The organism is Pseudomonas sp. SMN5, assembly GCF_052041925.1.
Classification (GTDB): domain Bacteria; phylum Pseudomonadota; class Gammaproteobacteria; order Pseudomonadales; family Pseudomonadaceae; genus Aquipseudomonas.
In genome coordinates, this window is record NZ_JBKGGX010000010.1 from 192003 (window position 1) to 216392 (window position 24390).

Below are 24390 nucleotides of genomic sequence, written 5' to 3' on the forward strand. Positions count from 1 at the left end.
CGTGCGGCGAGCGCAAACCGCAGACAATCCTGCCGGGTTTAGCGATACTGTCGGCCTTGCCCACCTTCAAGAAAAGGACTTCGCCGATGAAGCATGTGTTTGCCGTTGCCCTCCTTGCATTCGCCCAGCAGAGCTTGGCCGCTACCTCTCCCTCCAACACCGAGCAAGAGCCCGCCGCGCCTGGCGTGGCCTACGAAACGGTCACGGTTGGCGAAGACAGCGCGGGGCCCTTCACAACCCAGAGCATGGACCTGGGTACCGCGTTGAACTACCCGTCCCGTGCGGGCGTGGTCAACGTAATGGAATCCATCGTCGAAGAGCCCGAGTACACCGGCTACGTGGCCATTGAAAAAGCCTACAAGTTCGGCCCGACCAAATATGTCCTGGTCATCTCCACGGGCGAAGGCGGCAATGCCTGCCCCGCGTCTACCTATGTGTTCACCTTCGATACCAAGACCGAGCAGGTGGACGGCAAGAGCGTCGTGGAAGGTTGCTCCGAAGGTGTAGAGGCGCTGGCGCAAGGCAACAAGCTCACCATCAAGAAAGACGGTGCGCAGACCGTGGTCTACAACGCGGTGGTGGAGTAACCGGCACGCTTCGACCCGGCTTCAGTGACGCGCTTCACAGATCGAGCCGCCAGTCAGGCATTTATCCAGGCCAGCCTTTATAAAGCGTCGAGCGCTAACGCGCCAGATTGCGCCTGGCTGTAAAACACGGGCGCGCAGGGACATCCCGGAAGAACAACCAGCAACTCATGGAATATTAGGAGCCGTCAAAAATGAGCACCACCGAGCAGGCCCAAGCCAGCGGTAAATACAGCGCCAAGTGGCAGGCGCGCTTCAACTTCTTCGAAACCTACGGCCCACCAAACGACCCGCGTCACAAGGTTGCCCTCAAGGCGCTGCCAGGCTTCAAGGAAAAAATCCTGATCAATGCCAATGTCATCGCGTTTTTCTTCGGCCCGATCTATCTGTTTGTCCTCGGGCTCTGGAAGAAAAACCTTGCCCTGCTCGGCATTTTCCTTGGCATCAATATCGGCTTGAGCGTGATTTTCGCGATCCTCGGCATGGAATTTCCACGTGCGCTGAGCTCCGGCCTGAACGGCGCAGCGTCCGTCATGTATGCCTTGACGACCAACTACGCCTATTACCTCAAGGAAGTGAAAGGCGAACAAACCTGGAACCCGTTCAAGGGCATGCGTTTCTGATAGCAGGTTCGTTCGATCAGAAGCCCGCGCACTCATCAAAGTGCGCGGGCTTTTTTCATCGCGTCTCGCGTTGCCCTCAACCACCACACCACCAGGTTATTGCTCATGATGAGCGGCAGACGGTAACGCCGGATCATGCTGCGCCATCTGCCGATGGGAACATTTCGGAACTCCCCGAGCGCCGGAAGCCTCCAATGCCTTAACAGGCTAGATCCCCAGCCAGTGCGTCCCAAGACAGCGAAACCGCTGCGCTTTGGCTAGTCTCTGCGTACTTATGGCATGATGCCCCGTAGTACTTTCCCTGATGAGAGCCGCGTCTGTGTCAGTGATTCCCCTAGTGGTATGTGACGATTCGAACATGGCCCGCAAGCAAGTGTTGCGGGCGCTGCCGGCGGACTGGGCGGTTTCTGTCACCGAGGCCGGTAATGGTCGCCAGGCCATGGACGCCATACGCAAGGGCCTGGGTCAGGTGGTGCTGCTCGACCTGACCATGCCGGAAATGGACGGTTACCAAGTGCTCAGTGCCTTGCGCGACGAAGGGCTCAAGGCACAAGTCATCGTGATTTCCGGTGACGTCCAGGAGGAAGCTGTACGCCGGGTGCTGGAGCTGGGCGCGCTGGCCTTCCTGAAGAAGCCTTTCGACGAAAGCGAGCTGCGTCAGATCCTCAATCGGCTCGGGCTACTGACGGACCACCGCCAGGCGCCACAGCCTGATCGCGAGATCCCCAACACCGCGATCAATTTCCACGATGCGTTCCGCGAAACCGTCAACGTGGCCATCGGCCGTGCAGCAGCCTTGATCGCCAAGGTCCTGGGTGTTTTCGTGCAGTTGCCGGTGCCGAACGTCAACGTCCTGGAAGTCGGTGAATTGCACATGGCATTGAGCGATGCCAGCAGCTGCGATCAGCTCACTGCCATTTGTCAGGGTTTCATCGGCAGCGGCATCGCCGGCGAAGCGCTGCTGATGTTCCACGATTCGGAAGTCGCCGATATCGCCCAATTGATGCAACGCCAGAGCGAAGATTATTCCGATCTGGAGATGCTGCTCGATCTCTCCAGCGTGCTGATCGGGGCGTGCCTGAGCAGCATCGCCGAACAGATCGACGTGGTGTTTTCACAAGGCCATCCGCAGATCCTCGGCCAGCACGCGGCCATCGACGAGCTGATCCGGGTCAACCAGAAACACTGGAAAAAGACCCTGGCGGTGGAGATCAGCTACAGCCTGGAGGGTCACGATATCCGCTTCGACCTGCTGCTGTTGTTCACGGAGGATTCCATCGAGCGCCTGACCCACAAACTCGCCTACCTGATGAGCTGAGCCATGCACAATCCTGTTGATCTGAACGAGTTTCACTGGTTGCTGGCGATCGTCCAGAGCATCGATGTCGGCGTGGTGGTGCTCGACCGTGATTATCGGGTGCAAGTCTGGAACACCTTCATGGAGAACCGCTCCGGGGTTCAGCCCAAGGATGCCCACAACCAGCATTTTTTCAGTCTGTTTCCAGAAGTGGATCGCCAATGGTTCAGCCGCAAGGTCGAAAGCGTTGCGGCCCTGGGTACGCCGGCCTTCACGGTATGGGAACAGCGTCCGTATCTGGTGCGGTTCAAGAGCTACCAGCCGATCACCGGCCAGGAAGAGTTCATGTACCAGAACACCACGCTGCTGCCGCTGCGCTCGCCCGACAGCAAGATCAACCACATCTGCCTGGTGATTTACGACGTCACGGACGTTGCCACCAACCGCCACCAACTGCAAAGTGCCAACGCGCAACTGCAGAAACTCTCCAGCACTGATCGCCTGACCGGCCTGTACAACCGCGGCCACTGGGAAGAAGCCCTGAAGGCCGTCTACGCCCGGCACCAGCGCTACGGCACCATGTCCAGCCTGGTGATGTTCGACATTGACCACTTCAAGCTGATCAACGACACCTACGGCCATCCGGCCGGCGACAAGGTGCTCGAACAGATCGCCGCACTGATCCGCGAGCACGTGCGCGACTCCGACGTGGCCGGACGTTATGGCGGTGAAGAGTTCGGCGTGGTGCTTTCAGACACCGACAAGGCGGGCGCAAGGATGTTTGCCGAACGTCTGCGCAACGCCGTCGAGGAAATGGACGTACCCTACGGCGACAAGGTGATTCGCTTGACGATCAGCCTGGGAGTGGCCGACCTGAGCAAACCTTCCATCAACCACGCCGACCTGATTTCGTGGGCGGACCAAGCGCTCTATACCTCGAAAAAGTCCGGGCGCAATCGGGTGACCGTCTCCGAATAGCAACGCAGCAAACCTGGAAAAGCGGTCAGGAAGATCCACTTGCAGGCCAATCGGAAACTCAACGAAACGCGCAGTCTCACCCGTGGTCTAGAACAGTAAGCCCACCTGAAGAGAGTGACCTCATGTTGAAATTCCTTGGCGGTACCGTTGGCATCATTTTTCTGATTGGCCTGATCGTGGTGATCGCGCTGTTCAAATTCATTTTCTGACCTGCCAACTCTGGCCGGATCAAACTCGACGGCGGCCCATCCAGGGCCGCTTGCCTATTGCGGTTTTCTAGACACGTCCCTCGCGTCCTGACGCCTTCCCTCTGCCACGCCTTTACTCGGGTGTCGGCCATGTCCGCCAGCGTGAGCAATCACGGCTTCAGTTTATTTGATGCTGATCATAATCAAAGCGTTGACAGTTTAGATTTCGAGCGTAATCATAAAGACGCCTTCCCAACAAATTCCAACGTCTAACCGATACAGGAACAATCAGCATGGCCACGCTTTCGAAAGTCCTCATTACCGGTGCATCCAGTGGCATCGGCGCTGTCTACGCAGAACGGTTTGCTCGCCGCGGCCACGACCTGGTGCTGGTCGCCCGCGACAAGGCCCGCCTGGATGCCCTGGCAACGCAGCTGCACGAAAAACATAAAGTTGACGTCGATGTACTGCAAGCCGACCTGACCCAATCGGCCGATCTATCGGCGCTGGAGACCCGCCTGCGGGACGACGCCGGCATCGGCATCCTGATCAACAACGCCGGCATGGCTCAGTCCGGCGGCTTCACCCAGCAGACCGGCGATGCCATCGAACGCCTGATTGCCCTCAACACCACGGCCCTGACACGACTGGCGGCAGCCGTGGCACCGCGTTTCGTGCAGGCGGGTCAAGGCTCCATCGTTAACATTGGCTCGGTGGTAGGTCTGGCACCTGAACTGGGCATGACAGTCTATGGGGCCACCAAGGCATTCGTGTTGTTCCTGTCCCAAGGCCTGAATGTGGAATTGTCCTCCAAGGGTGTCTATGTACAGGCGGTATTGCCCGCGGCGACTCGCACTGAGATCTGGGAGCGTGCCGGCATGGACATCAACGCACTCCCTGAGGTCATGGACGTCGAAGAACTGGTCGATGCCGCGCTGGTCGGCTTCGATCGACGCGAACAAGTCACCATTCCGCCGCTGCACGTGGCCAATCGTTGGGACGCGTTGGAAGGCGCGCGGCTAGGGTTGATGTCGGACATTCGCCAGGCCCATGCAGCCGAGCGCTATCGCCCTCAAGCCTGAGCGTGAAACAAGCCCTGGACGCATGCCCCGACTCGACCAGGGTTGACTGCAACCTGGCTTCGATGGAGAACCGTCACTTCGATTACATCTGACATCAATGTACACTGGGCCCGACAGTTGTCCGAAACAAGAGGCATAGGGTATGAGAGTCACAAAAGCGCAGGCGCAGGCCAATCGAGCACACATCGTGGAGACGGCCTCCGCCCTGTTCCGTGAACGTGGCTTCGATGGCATCGGAGTGGCGGATCTGATGGCAGCCGCCGGGTTCACCCACGGCGGTTTCTATAAACACTTTGGCTCCAAGGCGGACTTGATGGCCGAAGCTTGCGCCGCCGGACTGTCCCGATCGGTTCAGGACAGCGACGGCATCGGCCTTGTCGGTTTCTTCGAGCATTATGTGTCGCGAGCGCACCGCGACGATCGCAGCACCGGCTGTACCCTCTCCGCCCTTTGCGGTGATGCTGCGCGCCAACCGCAAGAGGTCAAGAACACATTTGGCGATGGCCTCGCACAAATGTTCGCGGTCCTTGAACGCGGCGCGGCGAAACTGGACGACGCCGCTCAACAAGACGTACGAGCGATAGTGATCGGCAAAATGGCCCAGGCCGTCGGCGCAATCATCCTGTCACGGGCCTGCCCGGACGACTCCCCATTGGCGGATGAAATCCTCGAAGTCTGCCGCAGCGCGATTCTCGAATCGCTGGCACCGCCCGTGGAAGAGTAATCAGTCGTCTTCTGCACCCGCCTTTCCTCTCGACTTTACAAGGCTTGCGTCAAGCGGCCGATACGTTCGGCCTCATCGCGAGCAAGCTCTGCCCCCGCAGCTGGACCCAAGTACAGCCAGGAGAGCCAGATTGGCTGGCAAGCCGCTTCGCGAGCAGGCTCGCTCCCACATTATTGAGATGCGCGCGGATCTGAAGCTTAATGCGGCCCCCTGTGGGAGCGAGCCTGCTCGCGATAGCGGTGTGTCTGTCGCCGAGAGGTTAGAGGTAACGTCATCAACCGCTGTCCCTACGGGGCATAGCGGGTAAACACAAAGTCATGGTTCTGGACCCGCGCCTGGTGACAGGCGAAACAGGTCTGGTGCTGGGCTTCATCGGCGGGCTTACCGTTGATGAAACGCCCGAATCCCCAACCGCCAGTGGCGGCATATCGCTTGGAGTCCTTGACCATTACCTGCACGGTGGTCGCCGCGCCGGGGATCGACGCCGGCTCGAACTCCGGCGACTGGACGTGCTTCCAGGCCAGCTTGACCAGCACCGTGCCGTCCGGGAACGGCAGCGTTGCGTCCTGATAGGCCTTGATCGCCTTCGCGTTGCCCAGCACTGCACGCAGCTCATTGAGTGGCTCGGCCTCCTGGGCCGGGCCGACCAGTTGCCAGGCGCGATACCCGTCGGGGATCTTCACCCCGTAGATCGGTGAAGCCTCACCACTGCCCGCCTCGCCGAGGGCCGCGCCGGTCGCGGCCAGCGCAGCCGAGGCAAGGGCAGCACAGGCTGCCAGTCGCTTGAATGTCATGTCGTTCTCCCTACGAGCCGTGGTCAGAGGTGGTCGGCATCGATCACGGCCTGGGCGAAGGCCTGGGGAGCCTCCTGTGGCAGGTTGTGGCCGATACCCCCGTCGATCAGGCGATGCTCGTACTTGCCGGTGAAGCGTTTGGCATAGGCTTCGGCCGGCGGATGCGGGGCACCATTGGCGTCGCCCTCCATGGTGATGGTCGGCACGCTGATGGCTGGGAATGTCGCCAGTTTTTTCTCCAGCGCGTCGTACTTGGCTTCGCCCTTGACCAGGCCCAGGCGCCAGCGGTAGTTGTAAATCGAAACGGCGACGTGATCGGGGTTCTGCAGGGCCGCAGCGCTGCGCTCATAGGTCGCGTCGTCGAACTTCCATTTCGGCGACGCCAGTTGCCAGATCAGCTTGGCGAAATCGTGGGTGTTTTTCTCGTAGCCCAGGCGACCGCGTTCTGTCGCGAAGTAGAACTGATACCACCACTGCAATTCGGCGGCCGGTGGCAGTGGCGCCTTGCCGGCCTCCTGGCTGCCGATCAGGTAGCCACTGACCGCCACCAGCGCCTTGACGCGCTCCGGCCAGAGAGCCGCAACGATATCGGCGGTGCGTGCGCCCCAGTCATAGCCACCGAGCACCGCCTGTTTGATATGCAACGCGTCCATGAAATCGATCAGGTCGCTCGCCAGCGCTGAAGGCTGGCCGTTGCGCAGGGTCTTGGCAGACAGGAAGCGCGTTTCGCCATACCCGCGGGCAGACGGGATCAATACCCGGTAGCCCTTCTCGGCCAGTGCCGGTGCGACGTCGGCGTAGCTGTGGATGTCATAGGGCCAACCGTGCAGCAGGATCACCACCGGCCCATCGGCTGGGCCAAGTTCGGCATAAGACACATCCAGCAGCCCCGCCTTGACGTGTTTCAACGTGCCCAGGGAGGTATGACTGCCGGGCGTGATAGCGCTGATGGTGCTCGCTGGCACCTCGGCGGCGCTGGCCTGGGACGAGGCAAGCCCCAGCGCGCCCAGCTGCATCATGGCGAACACCAGGATCGAGGGGGCCAGCAGACGGCGCTGGCGCGGTGCGGTGTGTTGTTTCGAGAGGGTCATGTCCATGGGGATCTCCTTGCGAACAGCGGGTACGCGACTCCGGGGGCGGAGCCGCCTGGAGGGTTTAACGGTTGGTTTGCGCAACGCTGTCTTTTGCCGCCGCGCGCAATGGGCGGAAGGCCTCGCGCAACTCTTCACTGAACAACTGAGGCTGTTCCCAGGCGGCAAAGTGGCCGCCCTTGCTGACCTCGCGGAAATAGGCCAGCGACGGATACGCCCGCTTTGCCCAGGTTTCAGGGGCACGATAGATCTCGTGAGGGAACACGGTGATTGCCACCGGGACTTTGATGTCCGCGGTCTTCTGCGCCGCAGCGCTGAAGTTATTGTTGTTGTTCTCCCAGTAGAAACGGGAGGACGACGCGCCGGTGTCGGTCAGCCAGTACAGGCTGATGTCGTCGAGCATTTCATCACGGCTGAGCACCCGCTCGGGTTTGCCGTCGCTGTCGGTCTAAGCGGCGAATTTCTCGTACATCCACGCCGCCGTGCCAGACGGTGAGTCGGCCAGCAGGTATCCGATGGTCTGTGGGCGCGTCACCATCATCGCGCCGTAGGCAGCATTGCGACCGAAGAACGTGCTCAGCGAGTCATAGGCCCTGCGCTCCGGAGCGCTCAACCCGGCGGGCGCCGGGTCACCGCTGTTGATCGGTTTGACCAGCTCCGGCGGAACGGTGGCCGGCATGTTCAGGTGGATGCCCAGCAAGCCCGGCGGCGACAGTCGGCCCAGGGCATCGGAAATCACCGAACCGTGGTCACCGCCCTGGGACACGTAGTGGTTGTAGCCCAGGCGCTTCATCAACACATCCCAGGCTTTCGCCACCCGGTCAGGCCCCCAGCCCAGTTCCGTCGGTTTTCCCGAAAAACCGTGGCCCGGAATCGATGGGATCACCACGTCGAAAGCGTCTTCGGCACGTCCGCCGTATGCGGTCGGGTCAGTCAACGGACCGATGGTCTTGAGGAATTCGAACTGCGACCCCGGCCAGCCGTGGGTCAGGATCAACGGCATCGCGTTGGGGTGGCGCGAACGCACATGGATGAACTGGATGTCGACGCCGTCGATGGTGGTAATGAACTCGGGCAAGGCGTTGAGCCTGGCCTCGGCCTTGCGCCAGTCGTAGCCGTCGCCCCAGTACTTCACCAGCGCTTGCACCTGGGCCAGCTGCACGCCTTGGGACACGTCGCTGACCGTCTCCTTGTCAGGCCAACGGCTGGCGGCGATGCGCTTGCGCATCTCGGTCAATTTCGCCTCGTCAACGTGAATGAGATACGGGCGGATGGCGTCGGATTGGCTCGGTGCGCTGGCGCCTGATGGTTCTGCCGCGGCAGCGGCCCAGGCACCGCCGCTGGCAGCCAACAGGGCGAGGCTCACCAGGCTGGCGCTGGCGGAGCGCGCCAGGCAACGTGGCCAGGCAAGAGCGGACGAAGTGACAAGCATGGTGAAACTCCTTGAGTAAATAGCCCTTGGGGCTGGCGATCGTTGCCGGAGCGGTCATGGGCCGCAGCGCGCCTCGTTCAGGTGCGTCGCCGCGACTCAGGCAGGCTGATCAAACCACCGCGATTGCGCAGCGGCGATTGCACCAAGGTGTCGATCGATACCTTGGTATCGGCGACCGCAAAGTGCGCCCGCTCAAGCGCCTCTGAAGGGCCCGGGCGTCAATTGCCCTGGTCGCAGTCCTGAGCGAAGGTGCTGTAGTCGAGCGCCTGGATACGACCGCTGGAGTCCAGGTAGGTCATGCGCGATTCGACGATCCCGCAGCCCGAGGACGCCGCTTGCTTGACCGACAGCACCTTGGCGATGTCCAGGTGGTCGCCGTACATGTAGGCGTGGGGTTTGACGGCGTCCTGGGCATTGGCGGCGACAGCGCCGAGACTCAGGATGGCGAATACTGAAGCGAGGCTGAGGTTCTTCCAGTTCATGACGATCTCTCCGATGTAGGGTTTCCTGTGAGACGGCTTGTGCTGTCTCGATGGGTCCCATTTGACGCCAGTCGGGTATCGCCGATGTGTCACCGATGGTCTGTAAAGAAACAGCGCGTATCGGCGGGTGGGTTGGATACACAGAGATACATTTGCAATGCTTCGCTTGATTCCCTTGCGCCTGAGCAGGCGTTCAGCGATTGCACGATCAGGCAATCATCCACCCGGATCGTGCAATCGGCCCTACGGATTTGTTCCTATAGTTAACCGGAGCCAAACCATCCGGAGCTGGTCCGACTATGAGCGTCCTGAACATCAATGGCCGTGAGTACACGGTTGACATAGACCCTGGCACCCCGATTCTCTGGACCCTGCGCGACACGCTGGGCATGACCGGCACCAAGTTCGGTTGCGGCGCGGCGTTGTGCGGAGCCTGCACCGTTCACCTGGATGGCCAGGCCATCCGTTCCTGCGTAACCCCCATCGCAGCCGCCGAAGGCAAGAAGATCACCACCATCGAGGCGGCCACACAGGGCGACGATCCGGTGGGCAGCGCCGTCTACGAGGCCTGGGTCAAGCACGACGTGGCGCAATGCGGCTATTGCCAGAGTGGCCAGATCATGAGCGCGACCGCTTTCCTCAAGGCCCAGCCCAAAGGCAAGCAACCCACCGCGGCCGAGATCGATTCGGCCATGGCCGGCAACATCTGCCGTTGCGGCACTTACGCCCGTATCCGCGCTGCGGTGGCTGACGCCGCTAAAGCCCTGGCCTGACCGGAGTTCGACATGTTGAACGATATCTTCCAGAGCGAGCTTCCCGGTGCGTTGCAATACATGCACGAACGCGATGCGCTCGACGGCCCCGCCACGCTTGCCCGGCGCAGCTTCCTCAAGATCGTCGGTATCGGCGGCCTGGCCCTGGGTGCATTTCCTCACCTGGCCCTGGCGCAACAGGACGACACTGCCGGCGCCTCGCTCAAGCCGCAGCAGCAGCCTTCTGCATTCGTGCAGATTGCGCCAGACGGCCAGATCACAATGACAATCAACCGGTTGGAGTTCGGCCAGGGCGTGCAGACCGGCCTGCCCATGATTCTCGCCGAAGAACTCGACGCCGACTGGAGCCTGGTACGCAGCCGCAACGGCAACAGCGACGCGGCCTATCAGGATCCGGTTTTCGGCCTGCACCTGACTGGCGGCTCCAGCTCGATCAAGAACAGTTATGTCCAATATCGCGAACTCGGCGCCCGCGCGCGCGCCATGCTGCTTGCGGCGGCGGCCTCGCGGTGGAACGTGGAAGTCACAAGCCTGAGCACTCAGGCCGGTACGGTACTCGGCCCGGCAGGCCGCAAAGCCAGTTACGGGGAACTGGCCGAAGCTGCGATGGCCCTGCCCGTCCCGCAGACGGTCACGCTCAAGGACCCCAAGGATTTTCGCATCATCGGTCAGGCCACCACCCGCATCGATGCCAAAGCTAAGAGCAGCGGCCAGCAGGATTTCGGCATCGACGTACACCTGCCCGGGCAACTGACCGCCGTGGTGGCCCGTCCACCGGTGTTTGGCGGCAAGATCGCCTCATTGGATGACAGCGCGGCACGGGCGATCAAAGGGGTCAAGGCCGTCTTGCGGGTGCCGCTCGATGGCGGTGCGCAAGGCGTGGCGGTGATTGCCGAGGGCTACTGGCAGGCGAAACTGGCGCGTGATGCGTTGAAGCTGGAATGGGACCTTTCCGCTGTCGAGAAGGTGGACAGCGAACAGCAAGTGCTCCAGTACCGGGAACTGGCCAGCCAGCCTGGACCGGTGCATTTCGATGCCGACATGACGCCACTGGCCGGGGCGCCGCATCGACTGGAGGCAGAGTTCCTGTTCCCCTACCTCGCCCATGCCCCCATGGAACCGCTGAACTGTACCGTACAGGTTGCCGACGGACGCGCCGAGCTGTGGGTCGGCACGCAGTTCCCTGGCGGGGACAGTGTCGTCGCTGCCAAAGTGCTGGATCTCAAGCCGGAGCAGATCCGGATGAACGTGCAAACGGCAGGCGGAGGCTTCGGGCGGCGCGGTGTGCCCAGTGGCGACTTTGTCGCGCTGGCGTGCGAAGTGGCCAAGGCCGCCCGCGGCGTCGGGCTGACCGCACCGATACGCACGCTCTGGAGCCGTGAAGACGACATCAAGGGCGGCTATTACCGTCCCATGCACCTGCACCATGCGCGTATCGGCTTTGACGAGAACGGCACGGTGCTGGCCTGGGATCATGCTCTGGTCGGGCAATCGATCCTGACCGACACGCTGTTCGGCGCACGGGTGAAAAACGGCATCGACCCCACCGCGACCGAAGGCATGCGCGATCCTTACCCGGTGCCGATGCGCCTGACGGTCCATCACCCGAAACTCAACGTACCGATACTGTGGTGGCGCAGCGTCGGCTCTACCCATACCGCGTTCGTGATGGAAACGTTGATCGATGAAATCGCCCGAGCCACCGCACAGGACCCGGTGGCTTACCGGATGAAGCTGTTCGCCGATCAACGTCCGCGCCATCGGGCTGCGCTGCAACTGGCCGTGGACAAAAGCGAGTACGGCAAACGTCAATTGCCGGCGGGACGCGCCTGGGGCGTCGCGGTCCATGAGTCATTCAGCTCGGTGGTGGCCTACGTCGTGGAGGCCTCCGTGCAGGAAGGGCGCCCGGTGCTGCATCAGGTGACCGCCGGGGTGCATTGCAATCTGGTGGTCAACCCGCGCAGCGTCGAGGCCCAGGTGCAAGGTGCCGCGCTCATGGGCCTGTCGATGTGCCTGCCCGGTGGAGCAATCACGCTCAAGGAGGGCGTGGTGCAGCAGAGTAATTTTGCTGACTTCAGTGTTCCGCGCATCAGCGACATGCCGCAAATCAGCGTGCATATCGTACCCAGCGCCGAACCGCCCACCGGCATGGGAGAGCCCGGCCTGCCGGCGCTGGCTCCCGCGTTCGCGAACGCCATCGCGAGCCTGACGGGCAAACCGATACGTCAGTTGCCGTTCAAGCTGGCGTAGCGGGCGCTGGTCAGCGTTGCAACTTGCTTTATCATGACGGCCATCTCACTACGCGACCTGATGGAACCATCATGACATTCGATTTCGACACGGTACTGGAACGCCACGGCACCGGCAGCACCAAGTGGAGCCGCTATCCAGCGGATGTGTTGCCGATGTGGGTGGCCGACATGGATTTCCCTGCCCCGCCGGCGGTGATCGATGCGCTGCACAAGCGCCTTGAACACCCGATGCTCGGTTATAGCGTGGCCCAGGACAACTTGCGGGCCGCGGTGGTGGCCGACCTGTGGGACAAGTACGCCTGGCGCGTCGAGCCACAGCAGATCGTGTTCCTTCCGGGTGTGGAACCGGGTTTCAACATGGCGCTGCACGCGCTGGTGGAGCCGGATCAGAATGTGGTGGTGCAAGTGCCGAACTACCCGCCGCTGCGCAATGCACCGGGTCACTGGAAACTGAACAAGGTCGAGCTGCCGTTCGACCCGGTCGATGGCCAGTTCCACACGCCCCTGGCCACCTTGCGCGATGCGTTGCAAGGCGGTGGCGCGCTGTTGCTGAGCAATCCTCACAATCCGCTGGGCAAGGTGTTCGATCGGGACGAGCTTCAGGCCGTGGCCGACATCTGCCTGGAACAGGATGCCTGGATCATCTCCGACGAGATCCACGCCGAGCTGTGCTTCGATGGCCGCGTGCACATTCCCACCGCGTCCCTGAGCCCGGAAATCGCCGAGCGCACGATCACACTCATGTCGGCCAGTAAGGCCTTCAACATCGCTGGGTTGAAAACTTCGTTCGCCATCATCCAGAACGCTAAAGTGCGCGAGCGGGTCAACAACGCCCGCGCCGGCATGGTCGACAGTGTCAATGCCCTGGGCCTTGAAGCGACCCGCGCCGCCTACAGCGAAGCCGGCCCATGGCTTCAAGCCCTGAAAACCTACCTGCAGGCCAACCGCGATTACCTGGTCGACGCCGTGAAGACGCGCTTGCCGGGAATCACCATGACCGTACCCCAGGGCACTTACCTGGCGTGGCTGGACTGCTCGGCACTGGGACTGGACGACCCACAAGGGTTCTTCCTGAAGCAAGCCAAGGTCGGCCTCAGCGCCGGGCTGGATTTCGGCGACGACGCCGCCCAGTTCGTGCGCCTGAACTTCGGCTGCCCGCGCAGCCTGCTGGAAGAAGGCATCGCACGCATGGAGCGCAGCCTGAAGGCCCGCCGCTAACTTCCCGACACCTTGGCCCCGTGGCGAGGGAGCTTGCTCCCGCTGGGGCGCGAAGCGGCCCCGAAGGACTGTATCAGGTAGAACAAGGGGGCTGCTTTGCAGCCCAGCGGGAGCAAGCTCCCTCGCCACGGGGAATCCGGTGTGTTGAATATTTTTTGCCCACCACGCTCATCCATCACGCCAGACATTCAACCGAACTCTCCCGCAAACCCCATAGTCCACCCTCCATCGCATTCACAAACTGCATGGAGATCCATCATGGTCGACTACCCTACCCCACCGTTCCCGAAACAGAGCCAGCCGGTGCCCGGCACGCAGCGCAAGATGGACCCGTATCCCGATTGCGGCGAGCAGAGCTATACCGGATCCGGGCGCCTGGCGAACAAAATCGCGCTGATCACCGGCGCTGACAGCGGTATCGGTCGAGCCGTAGCGATTGCCTTCGCCCGTGAAGGCGCCGACGTCGCGATTTCCTACCTGGACGAACACGACGACGCCCGAGAAACCGCCCGCTGGGTCGAGCAGGCCGGTCGACAGTGCCTGTTGCTGCCGGGAGACCTGGCGGACAAGGCCCAGTGCTACAAGATCGTCGACGAAACCGTGGCGCGCTTTGGCCGCATCGACGTGCTGGTCAACAATGCCGCGTTCCAGATGACTCACGAAAACCTCGAAGACATCCCCGACGAAGAATGGGTGCGCACCTTCGATATCAACATCACCTCGATGTTCCGGATCTGCCAGGCCGCCGTACCGCACATGAAGGCCGGCGGCTCGATCATCAACACCAGCTCGGTTAACTCGGACATGCCCAAGCCAACCCTGCTGGCCTACGCCACCACCAAGGGCGCCATCGCCAACTTCACCGGCGGCCTGGCGCAGATGCTCGGCCCCAAGGGCATCCGCGTGAACAGCGTTGCGCCTGGACCGATCTGGACTCCGCTGATCGTCGCCACCATGCCCGAGGAAGAAGTACAGAACTTCGGCTCCCAGACCCCCTTGGGCCGCCCCGGCCAGCCGGTGGAAGTCGCACCGATCTACGTGCTGCTGGCGTCCGATGAGTCCAGCTACATCTCCGGCTCGCGCTATGGCATCACCGGCGGCAAACCCATCCTCTAGCTCCCCACAATTCCCGTGGCGAGGCAGCTTGCTCCCGCTGGGCTGCGCAGCAGACCTCGTGTCTGACTGCCGGCCCTTGGCCAAACGAGTTCCAACCTGAAACCGGATTGCCCCTGCGACCGCTATCGCGAGCAGGCTCGCTCCCACAGTTGGATCGGGGTATGCCGCGAGAAATAGGTCGGCTGTCAGGCCGTCTTCGCGGGCAAGCCCGCTCCCACAGTTGGATCGGGGTATGCCGGGAGAGATAGGTCGGCTGTCAGGCCGTCTTCGCGGGCAAGCCCGCTCCCACAGTTGGATTGGGGTATGCCGCGAGAGATAGGTTGGCTGTCAGGCCGTCTTCGCGGGCAAGCCCGCTCCCACAGTCGGATCTGGGTAAGCTCGGAGAAACAAACCCTCTGCCAGACCGCCTCGCTTTTGCTCTGGCTTTTGCTTTGGCTTTTGCTCTGGCTTTTGCTCTGGCTTTTGCTCCGGCTTTTGCTCTGGCTTCTGATCTTGGACGCCCCATCAACCACAAGGGCCGAACGCAGGCATTGCGCAGTGGGCATCCCGGCATGGATGCCGGGTTAGCCGCGCAGGGCCATGGATGGCCCATCGCGGCGGGCCCACGGAGCAATGCCGGAGTGAGGGAACACCGAGCGTAAGCGAGGTGCCCAGTGGTGGGGCGAGGCGCTTTTGGTTACTTTTGGCGCCCTTTCAAAAGTAACCCGCCGTAAAGGCGGAACCGTAAGAAGCCGTTACCGCAGCAACGGATATGCACACGAAAATCCAGGTCGACCACCAGGCCGCCATCGCGAGCAACCTCGCTCCCACAACGATCTAAACAACCGATCAAGAGGACTCCTTGGCAATCACCGAAATCTTCCCATTACGCTCAATAATCGCAAACTTGATCTGCTCCAGCGTCTCAATCCCCTGGCTCGAACGAGCCGCTTCCATGATGTCCGCCTCCACCAACCGCGCATGCCGCATCCGCCCCTGCAAAATCCGCCCATTCTCGACAATGACGGTCGGCCCGCCATCGATCAGCTGCGACACCCATCTGGAACGCTGTTTAAGCAACGACAGCCCCACATCGATGGCAATCAGCGTGACAATCACCATCAGCGAATTGGTCAACGAAAAATCGTCCCCCAGCAGGGCCTGCTGGGTGGCCTCGCCGATGATCATCAGCAAGACGAAATCGAACGTGGTGAGTTCCGCCAACGAACGACGCCCGGCGATCTTGAACAGCACCATCAACGCCAGGTACATCGCGGCGGCCCGCAGCACCGAATCCATAGGTCACCTAAGGAAAAATGAATTGATCGAAACTGACTGCCGCGCCACCGGGCATGGCAATCCGGCTGTGGTAAGTCCCCAGGCCTTCGCTGAGCAGGGACAGATAGAGACTCGCCTCGCCCTGGGCGTCGGTCTGGACCCAGAATTTCAAGCCCTGCCCCGCGCTGGCCGAGCGCGTAGGCTGGGGCTGCACCGCTTGCACGTCAAAACCCTCCAGCCAGTCTCCACCCAGCTCCACCTCCAGTAGCGCATTGGGTTGGCCTTTCAAACGAACAAGCATGGGATTGGTCGAGCCGCTGCGATGAAACCGTTCATACTCGACGCTCAACCGCCCGTCGCTGCTGTGTAGGTCTCGGCTGCTCAAAGGGCCGTGGGAAAACAACCCCAGCAAGGTGAGGATCACCAGCAATACCAGTGCATACCAGCCCACCCGCTCGAATCGCCAGACCTTGAGCTGGTAAGCCATGTCCTCGCGTACCGGAAACACGCGGTCGTGCAGATCGTCCGGTCTGCTGCCTTCACTCATGGCTCGCTCCCTAACGGCATTCACCCGCCAGGGCGCGCTGGTGAAAATGCCGCAACTGCATCAGTGCGTGTTCGCTGGCGCTGCGCTGCACCTGGTTGCGACTGCCGAAAAAGCGCTCCCGACGGCTGAACAGCGCGCGCCTGCCATTGATATGGAATGCCCAGGCAAAACATACGGTGCCGGCGGGAATCCCGTCCATGTCATCCGGTCCCAGGATTCCGGTGGTGGCCACCGCCACGTTGGCATCGGCATCGTGCAAGGCGCCCAGCGCCATTTCCTCGGCCACCTGGCGACTGGTGAGGTTGAAGGTATCGATGGTTCGCGGGCTCACTCCCAGCAGCCGTTGCTTGGCCTCGGGGGAATACACCACATACCCGCTTTCGATCAGCGAACCACTGCCCGGCACTTCGGCCAGCAGCGTGACAATCTGCCCGGCGGTGCAGGACTCCGCCGTGGTCAGGCGCAGCTCATGCTCGCGCAAATATTCAACCAGGGATTGGGCAACAGTCATGGCAACAAGTCCTTCAGGGATGCTGATGGGTTGACCCTTGGCGCGGCGAATCATTCCCTCTGATCGCCCTGCGGGCCGCGGCTCCCAGAAAAATGAAACCCCTGGCCGATCCCGCACCTCAAAACCATAAGGGCCTCATGCGGAGGCTGTCTCGATCAGGAGGTCGTCATGTCTGCATCCTTCGTCAAACTGTTCACCAACCCCGAGTTCGCCTGGAAGGACATCCGCGAACAGGAACAGGCGCACCCGCGCCACTACCTTGGCCATCTGCTGTTGTTGGCGCTGATCCCGGCGGTCTGCCTGTTCATCGGCGTGACGTGGACCGGTTGGAGCCTGGCGGAAAACGAAACGGTCCGACTCAACAGCGCCAGTGCGTTGCAACTGTGCGTGTTGCTGTACCTGACCATCGTCGTCGGCATCGTGCTCATGGGGCTGTTCATTCGCTGGATGTCCCGCACCTTCGATGCGCGGCCTTCGGTCAACCAGTGCATCGGTTTCGCCGCCTATACCGCTACCCCCTACTTCCTGGCCGGTGTGTTCGGGGTCTATCCCAACCGTTGGCTGGCGGTCATCGTGCTACTGGCGGCGTCGGCCTATTCGACTTTCCTGCTGTTCGTCGGCCTGCCCAAGTTCATGAACCTCAAGAAGGAACAGGGCTTGCTGTATTCGGCCAGCGTCTGGGGTGTGGGCCTACTGGTGCTGGTGACCATTCTGGTGGAAATGATCCTGCTATGGTTCAACGTCCTGCAGCCCGAATACCTGCGGGTTCCCGTGGGCTGATAGTGCGAGAGACGGCCTGAATGGCATAGGACCCGTGGCGAGGGAGCTTGCTCCCGCTGGGCCGGGCTCGCGCTCCAGCGCGAAGCGGCCCCCTCGCAAACTTGACACAGCTCACCCTGGCCCACTGCAGTATCCGGCCTGATGGGGCTGCTGCGCAGCCCAGCGGGAGCAAGCTCCCTCGCCACAAAAGCATAAGCGCCTTGTCAGTCCAGCTTCTGGAAAGCCCCTCGCCACAGGGTTACTCAACACCTCAGGATTTTTTCATCCCGATCCGCCGGCGCATCTCGGCGGTGATGGTTTGTCGGGTTTTCCTCATATCAGCCCAAGGTTCATGGCCGACTTCCGCCAGGCGCTCGTGGACGTTGTGCACATTCCACAGGTTGGCGCCTTTAAGCTCAGCCACCTCCTCGCGAAAAATCGGCACCGAGACCGGCAGCCCTTCGCGGGTGCGTGCGGCGTAGGCGCAAATGGTGGTCGCGCCAAGGCCATTGCGCAGGTAATCGATGAAAATCCGCCCTACCCGGTTCTTCGGTCCCGACACCGCCGAGAAACGGTCTGGCAGCAGCTTGGCGATATGACTGACGATGGCATGGCTGAAATCCTTGACCTCATCCCAACCCAGCTTGCGCGTCAGCGGCACCACGATGTGGATGCCCTTGCCGCCGCTGGTCTTGAGAAACGCCTTGAGCCCCAGCTCGTCCAGCACGGTCAGGGTCAGTTGCGTGGCCTCGACTATGCTTTTCCATGGCAGCGCCGGGTCCGGGTCGAGGTCGAGGACAAAACGGTCGGGTTTTTCCAGGTCCACGGTCGTACCGTTCCAGGTGTGCAACTCCACCGTGCTCATCTGCACCGCGCCGATCAGCGCTTCAGGGTTGTTGATGATCATCACCGGATGGCCGGTGACTGACTTGTCCAGGCTGGTGATGCCCGGGATCGCCAGGCGCTCGGCGTTCTTCTGGAAGAACAACTCCCCGGCAATCCCGTCCGGCGCCCGGACCAACGCCACCGGGCGGTCGGCCAGCTGCGGCAGGATGAATTCGGCGACGCTGGCGTAGTACTCCGCCAGTTGCAGCTTGGTCGTACCACTGCTGGCGTCGATCACCCGCTCCGGATGGGTGATGCGCACCTTGCCTTCCATGGCCTGCGCTGGGGCGGCCTTGGCTTTCGCCTTGGTTTTGGGCTTGGCAGGTTCGGGGGCGGGCTCTTTCTTTGCAGTTTTTTTCGCAGCCGTGGGCTTCTTCACGGGTTTCGCCAGCTCCTCAGTGATGTCTTTGGCAGGTTTGTCATTGCGCAGGCCATGAAACACCGCGTGGCGCACCGAGCCTTCCTTGGTCATTTCAGCGAACGCCACCTCGGCCAGCAGGGTCGGCTCAAGCCAGTGCACGCCTTTGGCCTCATAACCCGTGGGCGGATTAACCACCGCGGCCTTCTTGGTTTCCAGTGGCAAGAGTTGCTGGTAGATGCTTTTGAGCGTTGCTTCATTGAAACCGGTGCCGACCTTGCCGGCGTAGCGCAACTCACCGCTGTCAGCGTCATGCAAGCCCAGTAGCAAGGCACCGAATGCACTGCGAGCGCCCTTGGGTTCGCTGAAGCCCACCACCACGAATTCCTGGCGTCGCTTGCACTTGAGTTTGATCCAGTCATTGCTGCGCCGGGATACATAGGCACTGCCCACCCGTTTGCCGATCAGCCCTTCCATCTGCATCTGGCAGGCGCTGTTGAGCAAGGCCTCGGGGGTTTCCTCGAACGAGTCGGAGAACCGCAACAGCGGGTCCTCGTTGTCCTTGAGCACGGCCGCCAGCGCAGTCCGCCGCTCTTCGACCGGCACTTTGCGCAGGTCCATGCCGTTGAGGTACGGCAAGTCGAACAGGTAATAAGCGATCTTGCCACTGCTCCCGGCATCAAAAGCGTTTTGCAGGGCCTGAAAGTCCGGCACGCCCTGCTCGTTGGCGACCACCATCTCCCCATCGAGCCAGGCCGACTCCAGGCCCAGCGCCGCCAGGGCTTCGGCTTGCTTGGGCAGTTTGTGAGTCCAGTCGTGGCCATTGCGGGTGATCAGCCGCACCTCACCGTTGTCGATGCGCGCCATGACCCGATACCCGTCGAACTTGATTTCGTACAGCCATTCGCCGTCGGGAGCGCTGTCCACCAGGGTTGCCAGTTCCGGCTTGAGGGTTTCCGGAAGCGGCCCCGGTGCCGCGCCGCTAAGCGTGGCTTTGGTGGATTTTCTGGCCGCCTTGGGTTTGGCGGCTTTTTCCGGTTGCTTGACGGCTTTGGCGGCAGCGGCCTTGCCCCGCCGCTTGGGCACGAGGGTGCGGTCGCTGAGCACGCTGTCCGGCTCGGCCTGCACCACGTCGTATTCGCTCTCGGGCCGGGCTGCCTCGTCCTGATGCTTGATCAGGAACCACTGCTCCTGCTTGCCCGGCATATGAGTGCGCACCAGGTTCCACAGACCAGCGAGCTTTTCGCCTTGCAGCTCGAACTTGAGCCGGCCTTTTTCATAGGCTTCGTGCGGGTCGCCCTGAGGAATCCACACGCCCCGGTCCCAGACGATCACGTCTCCCGCGCCGTAATGGCCTTCGGGGATACTGCCTTCAAACGTCGCATAATCCAGTGGATGGTCTTCGACATGCACCGCCAGGCGCTTGGACTTGGGGTCCAGGGACGGTCCCTTGGGCACCGCCCAGCTCTTGAGCGCACCGTCCAGCTCCAGGCGAAAGTCGTAGTGCAGGCGCGTGGCGTCGTGCTTCTGGATACAGAACTGCAAGGCGTGGGCGGTTTTTTTCGATTGGCGCGCACGCTTGGCCGCAGGCTCCGGAGTGGCGGCGAAATCGCGCATGCGGTTGTAGTCATCAAGGGTCTTGCTGGTCATTCTCCACCTGCGGCTTTTTGCAGCGTCGGCGGGGCCACCGGCATCCCGGCGGTTTCCGACAACAGTTGATCGACGACCCGGCTCAACGCTTCTTCGGTGGAATCGCCCAGCAGCAGGCCTTGTTCGTAGACGACCACTTGCCGATCAGCGCTGCTGCCTTCCTGGACAATCCGCCGTGCTTGCCGGAACACTTCCGGTACGCCCAGCTCGGCAGCAGTGTCGCCGAAAGTTTCTTCTGCCAACGTGAGCCACTCACCGATCAGCAACGGTTGCTCCTGCCCTTCGTCGATGAACTCGGCGAGGATCCCGTGGCGCTTGGCACGCCAGCGGTTTTCCTTGAGGATCCAGTAAGACATCGGGCTGTACCGTGAGCCGGGCTGAGGCTGGGCAATGGCATGGGCGACCATCACCCGAAACAGCGAGACCAGGCACAACGCGTCTTCCACCCGTGGGCAGGCGTCGCAGATGCGCAGTTCCAACGTCGGATAGCGCGACGATGGCCGCAGCACCCACCAGCAGTCGCTGGCCTGGCGAATGGCGCCGGTGCGGCTGAGCATGTCGATGTAACGGGAAAACGCCGCCTCGTCCTCGAAGAACTCTGGGACGCCCATGCGCGGCCATTCATCGCAAGCGGTCTGGCGGTAACTGCTGAAGCCGCTGTACGCGCCATTCCAGAACGGTGACGAGGCGCTCAACGCCAGCAGCATCGGCAGCCAGGGCAACACCTCGTTCATGACCCGGACCCGATCCCGGTCCACCGGCACCTCGACGTGTACGTGCAGGCCCGACAGCACACTGCGCCGCGCCACCCGTTGGTAATCATCGAACAACTGCTGGAAGTGCAACTCGTCGGTGGGCTGCAGGTCTGCGGTGGTCATGGGATGGGAGCCGGCGCAGAGCAACCCCAGGCCATGTTCCGCCAGGCACTTGGTCAGGCCGGTGCGCACCTGGGTCAGGTAATCGGCGGCCTCGGGCAGGCTGCGAAAGGTCGGCGATGCCATCTCGACCTGACACTGGAACATCTCATGGGCGAAATGCTTGCCCAGCTCGGCCTGGCACGCCGCGACAGCGGCCGCCGGTGGCTGGCCGGGCATGTGTCGGGTTTGCAGGTCGGTAATGAAATATTCCTCTTCAATGCCGAACTTCAGACGCCTGTTCATCGATATTCCCTCCGATACCCGCGCCGATGCGGGTCACGACCAACGCCACCACGGCGATCCTTTCCACGTCCTGGTAACCCGGTGTCAGCAGTTCCTCGCCGAACACATCCGGGTCCAATTCCTTGTAGGTCCAACCGAAATCCGCCGAGTCGCGCCAGGTGCCCAGCGCTTCCAGGAACGGATCGCGGCCGTCGACCATCGCCACGCCGGTATAGAGCACCAACGAGCCACCGGGCGTCAGCCGGGGCAAGGCCTGTTCGACGATGCGCAACGACAGCCCGGCCCCCAACGCGCCGCCGCCGTGGCGGTAGGCGCGCTCGGAGGGGTCGGCCATGTACGGCGGGTTGGCGACGATCAGGTCGAAATTGCCCTGCACATCCTTGAGTACATCGCTGTGGGCGATCTCGACGTTGGCCACTTCGGCCAGCGCAGCATTGACCGCTGTCAGCCGCAGGGCCAGCGGGTTGATGTCCAGGGCCAGGACCTGGGCTTCACGACGGGCGCGGGCAATCACGATGGCCCCGACGCCGGCCCCGCACCCGATGTCCACGGCGCGATGCACCGCCGTGAAGTTCTGTTGCAAGTGACTATGGATCAGTTGAGCAAAGCGGTAGCTGTCGGGGCCGAAAAACACCGCGTCGCTGGCTTGGGTAGGAAATTGCGAATGGGCAAACAGCAGGCCGTCCAGGCTCGACCAGCGCACCCGACTGCGCAGCAGCCCGTCGCACTCTTGCAGCACATCGGCCGCCTGCAATTGCCGCTGCTCATCCGCCGAGATCAAGCCTGGAGCGAAGGGCCGCGACCAGCCGAACACGTCCCGCAGGGTCTTGGAGCGTTCATTGCCGGGCCGCTGGTTGACCCGCTCGTGGGTCAAGGGCGTCGGGGTAATGAACCGATAACCGTCGGCTTGCAGCCGCCGGCCCAATTGCAACAGCGCCAGGTCGGACTCGGACAGGCGTTCTTCCTCACTCATGCAAAGCTCCTAGCGCAGTACGGATTTGAGTTCGATGAATCGACGCGTCGCCAGCAGCCCGGCCGGATGGCTATGGCAACGGGCGGACAACCACGGCATCAGGGTTTGCATCTGCTCGTCTGGGGCTTGGCCGCGCAAGGTCTGTTCAAGGGCCAGGACGTCCGGGTCTTCCACGCCGACTTGTGACTCACACGCCGCGCCCAGGCTGCGCCGTGGCGCCCTGCGCGAGCCCTGCTTGAGCCAGTCGCCGGCAATCCAGTCGTGCAGCAATTGTTTTTCATAGGGGCTGAACACCCCGAACATCGCGGCGCCGGCGCCTTCGATCAGGGTCCAGAAGCGGCTGTTCTGCGGGTTTTCGTGCCGCTTGATCCAGCCCTTGTTCTGCATCGCCGTGAGGAACCCTTCCAGTTGGCCCGGTGCCGAAAGCCACTCATTGACGGTCTTGCCTTCGAACTTGCAGTAGTCCGAATGCATGTGCTGGCCGAACGGGCGCTTGCGTTCGAGCATGTCCAGCACTTCACGGTCCAGGTCGAACGCTTCGATGATCGCCCGGCTGCCCTGTCCCAGATCGTTGAGGCGATAGCCCAGGGTGACCCGCCGCCAGAACGCCTCGCGGTCGGCTTCCATGGGCAGCAACTGCATCAAAGCTTGCACCGCTTTTTGTGCGTGGCCGGTGCTGGCGTTGTCGATGGTCACGTGGAGGGTGAAGTAGTACGGATCGATGTCCAGTTCAGCCAACTCGTAGGCGCTGATCAACAGGTGCAACGGCAGTTGTTCATAGCCCAGGTTGTAACCGATGACCTCGGGCAGGTATTCATCGCCGGCGTATCCCAGGGCCAGTTGCACAGTGCCTTGCAGGTAGCGCTCGTCGTCGATGTCCGGCATGTCTTGCAGACCGTGTTCAGCGAGCAGCTTGCGATAGATCACCACGTGATTCTGCGCCGGACTGCCATCGCCCAGCTCTTCGAGGTAGGTGCACAGCAGCCCTTCGAAACGGTGGTCGTGCCAGTGCTTGAGCACGCCATAGAGCCAGGCACCGTCCACCAGTTTGGTCGGCGCTACCGCCTGGAGGAAATACAGGGCGTGGGCTTTGTTGCTGAAAAATTCCCGAGGGCCACCGCTTTTGCGCCGTTCGAGGTAGTCGGCATATTGCAGGGCGACGCCGGCACTGTGCTGCTCGACCCAGGCCTGCAGGGCCGTGGGGTCGTCTGGCGTTTCCTGGGGCAAGGCCGCTGCCTGTTCGAGGCATTGCTCCAGGAACGCCTGGGCGATGGATTGTCTGTCGGCATCGTCCGGGCCTTGCAGCAGCCGTTCGTAGCATTGGCGGACAGTCCCGCCAGCGGCGATGGGTTGCACGGTTGCGGGCCTGGATTGAAGGGGTGTCAGCGCAGTCATAAGGGCCTCTTGGGTTCTCGGCAGGACGCTGAATAGGCACGTCTCTATAGTTGGCAGAGCCTTCGAGGTGCAGAAAAATTCCCTTGGATTGTCTGACAGCCGGATAAACGGGATGGCGCTGTTTTGCGAAGGAACCCTCGCTTCGCTTTGGGTCTCGAATGGTATAGCCCTCACCCCAGGCAAAACTGTTTTTTGTGGCAGGAGCGCTTTTTTTGTGGGGGGGGGGGGTTGCCCTCCCCCCCAAACCCCCCTCCCCCCCCA

At 62.0% G+C, this 24390-nt stretch carries 21 protein-coding genes and 1 pseudogene; 11 read left to right on the plus strand and 11 right to left on the minus strand.

From position 1 onward, the window contains the following. The first annotated feature begins 86 nt into the window (after nucleotides 1-86). The 6 genes from ACLEJR_RS12590 (at nucleotide 87) to ACLEJR_RS12615 (ending at nucleotide 5476) form a co-directional block, all read left to right on the plus strand. Nucleotides 87-587 carry a hypothetical protein gene (locus tag ACLEJR_RS12590; RefSeq protein WP_440814328.1) on the plus strand — a complete coding sequence of 167 codons (501 nt, stop codon included), beginning with the start codon at nucleotides 87-89 and terminating at the stop codon, nucleotides 585-587. A 191-nt stretch (nucleotides 588-778) separates the two neighbouring features. Next, the gene (locus tag ACLEJR_RS12595; RefSeq protein WP_440791894.1) at nucleotides 779-1207 is read left to right on the plus strand and encodes a DUF2628 domain-containing protein; all 429 of its coding nucleotides are present in this window, start codon (nucleotides 779-781) and stop codon (nucleotides 1205-1207) included. 304 nt (nucleotides 1208-1511) lie between these two features. After that, nucleotides 1512-2525 (plus strand): response regulator, encoded by a 1014-nt coding sequence (locus ACLEJR_RS12600; protein ID WP_440814330.1) that lies wholly within the window; start codon nucleotides 1512-1514, stop codon nucleotides 2523-2525. A 3-nt stretch (nucleotides 2526-2528) separates the two neighbouring features. Next, a complete protein-coding gene (locus ACLEJR_RS12605) occupies nucleotides 2529-3482 on the plus strand; it encodes a diguanylate cyclase (RefSeq protein WP_440791898.1) in 954 nt (317 codons plus the stop codon). Nucleotides 3483-3963: 481 nt separating this feature from the next. After that, entirely contained in the window at nucleotides 3964-4752 is a 789-nt protein-coding gene (locus tag ACLEJR_RS12610) for an SDR family NAD(P)-dependent oxidoreductase (RefSeq protein ID WP_440814333.1), read from the plus strand. A 142-nt stretch (nucleotides 4753-4894) separates the two neighbouring features. Next, the gene (locus ACLEJR_RS12615; protein ID WP_440814336.1) at nucleotides 4895-5476 is read left to right on the plus strand and encodes a TetR/AcrR family transcriptional regulator; all 582 of its coding nucleotides are present in this window, start codon (nucleotides 4895-4897) and stop codon (nucleotides 5474-5476) included. A 287-nt stretch (nucleotides 5477-5763) separates the two neighbouring features. Here ACLEJR_RS12615 and ACLEJR_RS12620 read toward each other — a convergent pair whose 3' ends face one another. The 4 genes and pseudogenes from ACLEJR_RS12620 to ACLEJR_RS12635 all read right to left on the minus strand — a co-directional run bounded on the left by ACLEJR_RS12620 (nucleotide 5764) and on the right by ACLEJR_RS12635 (nucleotide 9275). Further along, the gene (locus ACLEJR_RS12620; RefSeq protein WP_440791925.1) at nucleotides 5764-6270 is read right to left on the minus strand and encodes a cytochrome P460 family protein; all 507 of its coding nucleotides are present in this window, start codon (nucleotides 6268-6270) and stop codon (nucleotides 5764-5766) included. A 23-nt stretch (nucleotides 6271-6293) separates the two neighbouring features. After that, nucleotides 6294-7367, minus strand: coding sequence for an alpha/beta fold hydrolase (locus ACLEJR_RS12625; RefSeq protein ID WP_440814339.1), 1074 nt, complete (start codon nucleotides 7365-7367; stop codon nucleotides 6294-6296). A gap of 58 nt (nucleotides 7368-7425) precedes the next feature. Further along, nucleotides 7426-8793: pseudogene (locus tag ACLEJR_RS12630) on the minus strand (epoxide hydrolase family protein). 218 nt (nucleotides 8794-9011) lie between these two features. Continuing rightward, nucleotides 9012-9275, minus strand: coding sequence for a DUF2790 domain-containing protein (locus ACLEJR_RS12635; RefSeq protein ID WP_440791931.1), 264 nt, complete (start codon nucleotides 9273-9275; stop codon nucleotides 9012-9014). 299 nt (nucleotides 9276-9574) lie between these two features. Here ACLEJR_RS12635 and ACLEJR_RS12640 point away from each other — a divergent pair, with 299 nt between their 5' ends. From ACLEJR_RS12640 to ACLEJR_RS12655, 4 genes are all read left to right on the plus strand, one after another. Next, a complete protein-coding gene (locus ACLEJR_RS12640; RefSeq protein ID WP_440791932.1) occupies nucleotides 9575-10048 on the plus strand; it encodes a (2Fe-2S)-binding protein in 474 nt (157 codons plus the stop codon). Nucleotides 10049-10060: 12 nt separating this feature from the next. Continuing rightward, nucleotides 10061-12298, plus strand: coding sequence for a molybdopterin cofactor-binding domain-containing protein (locus ACLEJR_RS12645; RefSeq protein ID WP_440814342.1), 2238 nt, complete (start codon nucleotides 10061-10063; stop codon nucleotides 12296-12298). 71 nt (nucleotides 12299-12369) lie between these two features. Then, nucleotides 12370-13518 carry a MalY/PatB family protein gene (locus tag ACLEJR_RS12650; RefSeq protein ID WP_440791936.1) on the plus strand — a complete coding sequence of 383 codons (1149 nt, stop codon included), beginning with the start codon at nucleotides 12370-12372 and terminating at the stop codon, nucleotides 13516-13518. A gap of 258 nt (nucleotides 13519-13776) precedes the next feature. Further along, complete coding sequence (locus tag ACLEJR_RS12655; protein WP_440791938.1) at nucleotides 13777-14634, plus strand: SDR family oxidoreductase; 858 nt, start codon at nucleotides 13777-13779, stop codon at nucleotides 14632-14634. Between the two features lie 828 nt (nucleotides 14635-15462). Here ACLEJR_RS12655 and ACLEJR_RS12660 read toward each other — a convergent pair. The 3 genes from ACLEJR_RS12660 to ACLEJR_RS12670 are packed head-to-tail and all read right to left on the minus strand — an operon-like array spanning nucleotide 15463 to nucleotide 16949. Next, on the minus strand, nucleotides 15463-15912 hold the full coding sequence (locus tag ACLEJR_RS12660; protein ID WP_440814344.1) for a DUF421 domain-containing protein: 450 nt from the start codon (nucleotides 15910-15912) through the stop codon (nucleotides 15463-15465). Nucleotides 15913-15919: 7 nt separating this feature from the next. Further along, nucleotides 15920-16438, minus strand: a complete 519-nt coding sequence (locus ACLEJR_RS12665; protein WP_440814347.1) for a hypothetical protein — start codon at nucleotides 16436-16438, stop codon at nucleotides 15920-15922. 10 nt (nucleotides 16439-16448) lie between these two features. After that, nucleotides 16449-16949, minus strand: coding sequence for a CinA family protein (locus tag ACLEJR_RS12670; RefSeq protein WP_440814348.1), 501 nt, complete (start codon nucleotides 16947-16949; stop codon nucleotides 16449-16451). Nucleotides 16950-17117: 168 nt separating this feature from the next. Here ACLEJR_RS12670 and ACLEJR_RS12675 point away from each other — a divergent pair, with 168 nt between their 5' ends. After that, nucleotides 17118-17729 (plus strand): Yip1 family protein, encoded by a 612-nt coding sequence (locus tag ACLEJR_RS12675; RefSeq protein WP_440791946.1) that lies wholly within the window; start codon nucleotides 17118-17120, stop codon nucleotides 17727-17729. Nucleotides 17730-17979: 250 nt separating this feature from the next. On the opposite strand, the gene ligD is transcribed toward ACLEJR_RS12675, so the two are convergent. The 4 genes from ligD to ACLEJR_RS12695 are packed head-to-tail and all read right to left on the minus strand — an operon-like array spanning nucleotide 17980 to nucleotide 24129. Further along, nucleotides 17980-20601, minus strand: a complete 2622-nt coding sequence (ligD, locus tag ACLEJR_RS12680; protein WP_440814350.1) for a DNA ligase D — start codon at nucleotides 20599-20601, stop codon at nucleotides 17980-17982. Further along, on the minus strand, nucleotides 20598-21761 hold the full coding sequence (locus tag ACLEJR_RS12685; protein ID WP_440814351.1) for a carboxylate-amine ligase: 1164 nt from the start codon (nucleotides 21759-21761) through the stop codon (nucleotides 20598-20600). Before ACLEJR_RS12685 ends, ligD begins: the two co-directional genes overlap by 4 nt. Then, nucleotides 21733-22734: a methyltransferase gene (locus tag ACLEJR_RS12690; protein ID WP_440814354.1), complete on the minus strand. Its 1002-nt coding sequence runs from the start codon at nucleotides 22732-22734 to the stop codon at nucleotides 21733-21735. Before ACLEJR_RS12690 ends, ACLEJR_RS12685 begins: the two co-directional genes overlap by 29 nt. Nucleotides 22735-22743: 9 nt before the next feature. Beyond that, entirely contained in the window at nucleotides 22744-24129 is a 1386-nt protein-coding gene (locus tag ACLEJR_RS12695; protein ID WP_440814356.1) for an iron-containing redox enzyme family protein, read from the minus strand. Between the last annotated feature and the right edge of the window lie 261 nt (nucleotides 24130-24390).